The sequence below is a fragment of the Roseomonas sp. TS2 genome (assembly GCF_058833935.1).
This window is the reverse complement of record NZ_JCACVY010000210.1, coordinates 1-6,744: the sequence shown is the minus strand read 5'-3', so window position 1 is coordinate 6,744 and position 6,744 is coordinate 1. Positions and strand designations below refer to the sequence as shown.

Here is a 6,744-nt window from a genome sequence, read left to right as displayed (position 1 = left end):
GTACCAAGTCTCCATGACAGCACTCCTGAGCTCATTTTCGCAGGCCGTTGGCCATGATCTTCCAGAGCTGTTGGATGAAGATGTTTCAGGCGAAGCCGCCGTCGTCAACGATGCCGGCACCGGCTTTGAAGACCTAGTTGGCTGGCCAGCTGTCGCGCATGAGCTGCCAGACGTTTTCGACCGGATTCGGCGCCGGGGAGCAAGGCGGCAAGGGCAGGAGGGCGATGTTGGCAGGCACGGTGTGCGAGTCAGCCTGATCGACGGCGGGCACGGCGTGGGCGCCCGGTGCAGCAGTCTGGAAAATCCCGGTCAGGTGCAGCTCCACGGCCGCGACGTCGTAGAAGGGCAGAATCAAGCCTGCGCCCTTTCCCGCGCATGCGCATCGAAGTCACTTCGGCAGGGCCGCCGCTGCCGCCATGGCGAATTTCACACCGTTCCGCGCTTTGAAGCAAACCAGCGGCCCGGCAGAAGGCCACAACAAGTCTATCTGAAGAGAATTGGTATCATCGATCCAGAAGAGGATGGCGGCGAGGCAAGTAGCGCACAGGAAGGTGTGAGCGCAGCGGTCATGGAGCGTGGCGATGCGGCGCCACCCCTTGAGCTTGCTGAACATGATCTCGATGCGGTGCCGCTGGCGGTAGAGCATTCTGTCATGCGCGATGCGCTGCTTGCGGCCGCGGCGCAAGGGAATGCGAGGCTCGATGCCGTGATCGGCCAGGCTGGCGAAAGCGACCGCTGTCATAGCCCCTGTCGCCGATCAGGGCGCGGGCGGACGGCAGGGCGCCGGCATCAGCGCGGCACCCGTGTGGTCGCTCATCCGGTCCTTCGGAGATCAGCATGATGAGCGGGCGGCCTTGGCCATCAGGGACGGCGTGAGGCTTGGAACTCAGGCCCGACCCTGGGGCGCCCGACAGGACAGGGGACAGCCCGCTTTTGAGCAGGCTTGCGGCTGCGCTGTGCAACTTGAGGTAAGTAGCTTCGATCATCAGCGGGTCCGGCTGCCCTTCGTGGCCGGCCAGCCCGGCGAGGATACGGTTGAAGACACCCATGCGCCTCCAGCGGACGAGGCGGCGGTTGCACAGCGTCTTGTGCGGTCCGTACTCGACAGGCGCATCACGTCGGCGAACCTGCATGAGCCAGAACAGGCCCGCCAACGCAGCACCTCCGGCAACCATGGAAGCACAGCAGCATCGAAGCACGAGGGCTCGTTGATAGGTCCTGAGCCTTAGCTGCGGCGGATCTTGCGCCCCATCACCTCCAGAGCGGCGCCAACCAGCGGCCCAGGTCAGACCCAGCATTCCGCATGCTCGTCATTCTCGCCTCCAGCAGGCAACGTCGGACAGGAGGGACTTACAATTAATCCAAAATGTCCAGCTAATGCTGAATTCTTGGCGCCAAGCCTTGGTGAAGTCTCTCGGTATCATGGCTTTTCACCTGTTCTTGAATAGCCCTGGCATCTGGCAAGAGTGAACCATGGCCGAACACCATGGGCCCTTATCATCATATGCCGCGACAAGAAGACGCGAGGCCCTCGGCAAGCGGGACTGCCGGATACGGGAACGATAGATCATCGGCTTCCGAGAGCCGGCCTCGCCCGGGAATGCTGCTCCTCATGAGTTGCGCGGCCATGCTGAGCCTGGGCGGCGGGGCTGTGGTCTATCTGCCGCACTGGCTCGGCCAGTATTATGATGGCTCGAACGCCGGGCGCGGGCAGGAGGCGCCGCGGCTCGTCCTCTCCGCCGACGCGGCGCCCACTTGGCGGACTGCTGCCACCGGCGACACGCCGCCGGCGCCAACACCCCTGGATGTCGTGCAGGCGCCGGCCCGCCCCACGCAGGAGCAGGAGGATGTCACGGCATTGCAGGCCGAGATTTCGCGGCTGCTCACCATGGCCAGCCAACTGGATCAGGAACTGGCTCTGCTGGAGGCCGCCGCTGAGGCACCTGAGGCCGAGATGCCCAAAGAGGGGATGCCCGAGGACAAGGTGCCCAGGGACGATGTCAGTAGCCCGGCCGGCAGGATGGATGCGGCGGCCACCGGGCTTCGGGGAATGGAGGAGCCGGCGCTGCCGCCGCAAGCTTCCGCCATCTCGGGCAGCTTCCCGTATCGGCTTGATTTCGCCCGCAGCGACGAGGCGCACTTCGGCGAACACACGGACCATGTTCCGCTTGTCGGCCCAGGACCTGAACCAGAGTCCGGCCCCGAGCCGCTCCCGGTGATTGCTCCGGAAACGCCTGTCCCGCAATCCCCGCGCGCGCCCGAAAGCTCCCCGGCAGGCTCGGAGGTGGCTGTCTCCACCCCGGCACCGGACGAGCAAGCATTGCCCTTGGTACCCGCCGAACAGCATGAGAAAAGCACGGAGGCCGTGGAGCCCTCCACCGACGTGCCCGCCTCCCCTGAGTCCGAGGCGGTCCAGGGCCCACCGCCGGAAGCACCACAGCCCGGAGAGAACCTTCGGGATTCGCCCGACCTTGCCTCCAGCGATCGGCCCGCGCCAAGGGATGCGGAGCCCAACAGTGCGCCGAAGGCTGCACCCGAGGATGCGCCCTTGGCGGCCATGCCCCAGGGCCCACAGGAGGAGGCCGCATCCGCACCGCCTCCTGCCCCGGAGGTGACGGCAGAGGACCCTGGTCCGGAGAATCGCGCCGAACCCACGACGCCGCCGCAGGCAGAGGCTGTTCATCCTGGCGCGGCGGAGCGTGCCGGGCCGGAAGCGGCAAGGACCGAAGCTCCCGCATCGCAGAGCGCCGCCGAGGCCGCCGCACCGGCAAGGGAACTGGCCTCTCCGGTTGTGCCAGAGGCCATCTCACCGTCCGGCGGCCCGCCAGAAGCCAGCTTGGCAGCGGGCCAGGAAGCCGCCCGCCCGCCCGCGGAGAAAGCGGGAGCCGTGGCGCCCGTGCCACCCGCTCCGCCTCCTCCGGCGCTCTCCGCCCCCTCGCTCTCCGCAGAGGAAAAGGCGGCGCTGCTGAAGCAGGCGGAGGAGAAGCTGGCCCTTGGCGACATTGCAGCCGCCCGCCTGCTGTACCAGCAGGCCGCGCAAGCCGGCAGCAGTCAGGCCGCCGCCGCCCTCAGCCGGACCTATCAGCCGGATTTCCTGAAAGGCCTCGGTGCGGAGGGCACACCCTCCGACCCCCTGCTGGCTCTTGTCTGGGCCCGCCGCGCGGAGGCTCTGGCCAAGGCCGAGCCAGTGCCTGAGCCGCAGCCCATGGCGCCCCCGCAGCCGCCACAAGCCGCATCCGCCCCCGCGACGGCCCCGGAACCGGTTCCTGGAACGGCTTCCGCATCCGGACCCGAGCCGGCTCGGGCTGCAGCGCCGGCGCAAGCGCCGGTGGCTACCACCGTCCCCCCGCCGCGCCCTCGCCCTACTGGATCCCCGGAAAGGCTGGAGGCGGTGATCCGGCGCGCCGACGAGATGCTGGCGCTGCGCGACATCTCGGCTGCCAGGCGGCTCTACGCCTATGCCGCCGAGGCCGGCAGCGGAAAGGCCGCCGCGGCGCTGGGCCAGACCTACGACCCGGCGTTCCTGGACAGGATAGGCGTCCAGGGCATCCGCCCTGATCCTGCCCTGGCCGTCCGGTGGTACCGGCAGGCCATGTTGCTGGGGGAGGCGCAGGTCGCTCCCGCATTGTCGCGCCTGGAACGGCGCTGAGCGCCCCCGCAAAACATGGAGAACCCCCGGACTATGCCCTCGCACTCCTTCGGCCGGCGTGCCGCCCTGATGTCCGGTGCTTTGACCCTCCTGGGAGGACCAGCGGCCTGGGCGCAGGGCAGCGGCCCCCGGCGCAGCGCGGCGGAAGCGACGCGGGAGGTGAATGCCGGCACCGTCGGCGTGATTTCCGGCGGCGTCGATGGCACCTACATCCGCATTGCCACCGATCTGGCCGCGGTGCTCGACGAGGGCGAGTACCTGCGTGTCCTGCCTGTCATCGGCAAGGGCTCGATGCAGAACATCTCGGACCTGCTCTACCTCCGGGGCATCGACATCGCCATCGTCCAGTCCGACGTGCTGGCGGCGGTGATGCGGGACCGGCTGTTCCCCGGCGTCAGCCAGCTCGTGCAGTACGTCGCCAAGCTCTACGACGAGGAGGTGCATATCCTCGCGCGCCCGGACATCATGCGGGTGGAGGATCTTGCCGGCCAGCCTGTGAACGTGGACCTGCCCGGCAGCGGCACGGCGATGACGGCCTCCCTTATCTTCGGCAGCCTGGACCTGGAGGTAAAGGCGGTGCACGCGCCGCAGGACGTGGCGCTGGAGCGCCTGCGGCGGGGTGAGATCGCTGCGCTGGTCTATGTCACCGGCAAGCCCGCCCGCCTGTTCTCGGGCGTGCGGGCGGAGGAGGGGCTGCATCTGCTTTCACTGCCGCTGGCGCCGCCCTTGCTGCAGACCTACCTACCGGCGCCCATCGATCATGCCGATTATCCCAACCTTGTGGCCGAGGGCAGCCCGGTGCAGACGGTTGCGGTGGGAGCGGTGCTGGCGGTCTATGCCTGGAAGCCAGGAACCGAGCGGCATGGCAAGTTGGTGCGTTTCCTGCAGCGCTTCAACCAGAAGTTCCCGATGCTGCTGCAGCCGCCGCGCCATCCGAAATGGCGCGAGGTCAACCTGACCGCGCAGGTGCCCGGCTGGACCCGCTTCAGCCCGTGAGGCGGACTGCCGCCGCCTGGCGTCCGATGGAGGCCGGCGGCTGCGGCGCCCCTGCGGCTGGCGCTGCGGCACATGGTGCGCGATCTTGCCGATCCGCACGTCGCTCATACCAACTTTCTTCGGATAGACTTGTTGTGGCCTTCTGCCGGGCCGCCGGTCTGCTTCAAGGCGCGGAACGGTGTGGAGTGCGCTATGGCGGCAGCGGTGGCCCTGCGAATGATGACTTCCTCAGCGGGGTCGTGCGCAAGCAGGCGGATCAGAAAGGCTTCCAGGTCCTGTCACGCCGCAGGATGGTGGAGAGAGCCTTCGGCTGGATGATCCGCTGGAGCCGCCTGGTTCCTGACTACGAAGGTAGCTGCGGCGTCTCTGAAGCCATGAACCGCCTCGGTATGGGCGCGCTCCTCCTCAGGCGCATCGCCCATCCATGGCTATTCTCAAACGGGCATTGAGAAGGCCAACTCTCTCACCCCACATAAGCCGAGTTCACGTGGGAAGGTCAGTTCCGATTACCGTCGGTAATTCCCTGTCATATGTAATGATACCAGGCGGAATCCCTTCGGGCCCGCCACGGCTTCCGAAGTAGATGCTCTCTGCCCGTGAATTAGTATCTGAAGCTGTAAATCCTGCTCACGATCTATATTCTTCGGAAAGGCAAACCACAGATAAAAATATCCCTGCCTTTTCCCCTTCATATCAGGCGCTATCTTGATGTCGACGTCAGTCCCGTTGGCCTTGATATGAAGCGGACAGTCTGGCGCATCGACACACGCGGGTAGATCCAGCGCTCCTTCCAGTTTTATGCCATCGAAGTCCGACCAATTCGTACGGCTAGGTAACGTAATGCGTGCCTCCTGAGCGAGCCAAGTTCCTTGCGGATCATTCTTCGACCACCCCTCCTCAAGCGCGTGCTGGCCTAGCTGGTTTATAGTGAAGGACAACTTCCGTGTGTCAGGCTTGTCGCCGAAAGAAAAATTTTGCCACTTCAACTCCAGAAGCTCTGCAGCCAATACTTCTGCCTTGTTCTTCCAATCCAGGCTTTGTGGCAACAAAGGCCCATCGATGCGGAAACTGGGTAGCGCCATCTCCAAAGTTCGGGCAAAATCCAGCCGCTCGTCTTTCCGCCGGTGGTCTGCTATCTGCTGATATAGTGCCTCGAGTTCATCCAGATAGCGCGATAAAGCCAGATGCGGTCGCAGAAGAGTTCGCGTCCGGGCAAAATCCTCAGGATTGTACAAATCAAGCTCGGCGCTGACTGATGCTGCTTCAGAAGGTAGACGGCGTATAGATGAGCCGAAATTCCTCAGGAACCAGGATGTGGCTACATCAGGCGTAATCAATCCCGCGATTCCGTTTTCATCCGCACAAAGCACCGGGCGGTTAGCACAAATTGCTTCCATCGCGGCTTTTCCGCTTGTTACCACAAGATCATTTTGTTCAAAGATTTCGTGCAACGTGGAAGAAAGCCTTCCAACTCCACCGCCAACAATTTCTACCTCAAGGCCCCTTTCTTGACAGGCTTCCTTCACAACATTGACATGCTGAGCATTGTACTTCGCAACCACCAGTACCCGGCGAAGCTGCGCCGGGGGTGGAGCCTCCTGAAAGGGTAAGCCACTAGCATTATGCAGAGTGTACACTCGCGCTGGGTCAATGCCAGGCGAGGCAAGTATACGATTCCGGCTCGGGATACTGTGGGCAACGTAGAGCCCAATACTGTTTAAAACCGGCGGCTCATCATGCCAGGAAGTTGCATCATGGCAGAACCACAGAGCAGGCACTTCAGGAAAGAGGGTGCGCATAATAAGGAATGGTGTGGTGTGGTGACCATGCAAGATATCTGGATCGAAGTGGCTGAGCGCTTCAATCCGCTCGGTCACCAACACACCAGCTTTGCGCAGATCAATCGCAAGGCCCCCTAAGGGTGATGTGACATAGACGGCCACTTGGTGGCCTCGCTCGACTAATCCCCGAGCAACTTCTGATGTGACAATCTCAGTACCGGAGCGCTGATCAAGCCGAATGTTTGTGATGATAATGCGCATGCGACCACCTCATCGATGCATCCTATCGGCGGAAATGCGCTCTGTGACCATCCTCTT

At 64.1% G+C, this 6,744-nt stretch carries 5 protein-coding genes and 1 pseudogene; 3 read left to right on the top strand and 3 right to left on the bottom strand.

Annotation, left to right across the window (positions count from 1 at the left end; genetic code table 11):
• Positions 1 to 133: 133 nt before the first annotated feature.
• Both ACZJYS_RS21415 and ACZJYS_RS21410 read right to left on the bottom strand, forming a co-directional pair.
• Positions 134 to 355, bottom strand: coding sequence for a hypothetical protein (locus ACZJYS_RS21415; protein ID WP_493180257.1), 222 nt, complete (start codon positions 353 to 355; stop codon positions 134 to 136).
• Positions 356 to 388: 33 nt separating this feature from the next.
• Positions 389 to 742 carry a transposase family protein gene (locus ACZJYS_RS21410; protein WP_493180256.1) on the bottom strand — a complete coding sequence of 118 codons (354 nt, stop codon included), beginning with the start codon at positions 740 to 742 and terminating at the stop codon, positions 389 to 391.
• A gap of 885 nt (positions 743 to 1,627) precedes the next feature.
• On the opposite strand from ACZJYS_RS21410, the gene ACZJYS_RS21405 reads away from it, so the two are divergent.
• The 3 genes and pseudogenes from ACZJYS_RS21405 to ACZJYS_RS21395 all read left to right on the top strand — a co-directional run.
• On the top strand, positions 1,628 to 3,649 hold the full coding sequence (locus tag ACZJYS_RS21405) for a hypothetical protein (protein WP_493180255.1): 2,022 nt from the start codon (positions 1,628 to 1,630) through the stop codon (positions 3,647 to 3,649).
• 69 nt (positions 3,650 to 3,718) lie between these two features.
• Complete coding sequence (locus ACZJYS_RS21400) at positions 3,719 to 4,645, top strand: TAXI family TRAP transporter solute-binding subunit (RefSeq protein WP_493180254.1); 927 nt, start codon at positions 3,719 to 3,721, stop codon at positions 4,643 to 4,645.
• Between the two features lie 221 nt (positions 4,646 to 4,866).
• Positions 4,867 to 5,094: pseudogene (locus tag ACZJYS_RS21395) on the top strand (hypothetical protein); the annotation flags it as partial.
• 57 nt (positions 5,095 to 5,151) lie between these two features.
• Here ACZJYS_RS21395 and ACZJYS_RS21390 read toward each other — a convergent pair.
• Complete coding sequence (locus ACZJYS_RS21390) at positions 5,152 to 6,687, bottom strand: glycosyltransferase (protein ID WP_493180253.1); 1,536 nt, start codon at positions 6,685 to 6,687, stop codon at positions 5,152 to 5,154.
• Positions 6,688 to 6,744 lie beyond the last annotated feature (57 nt).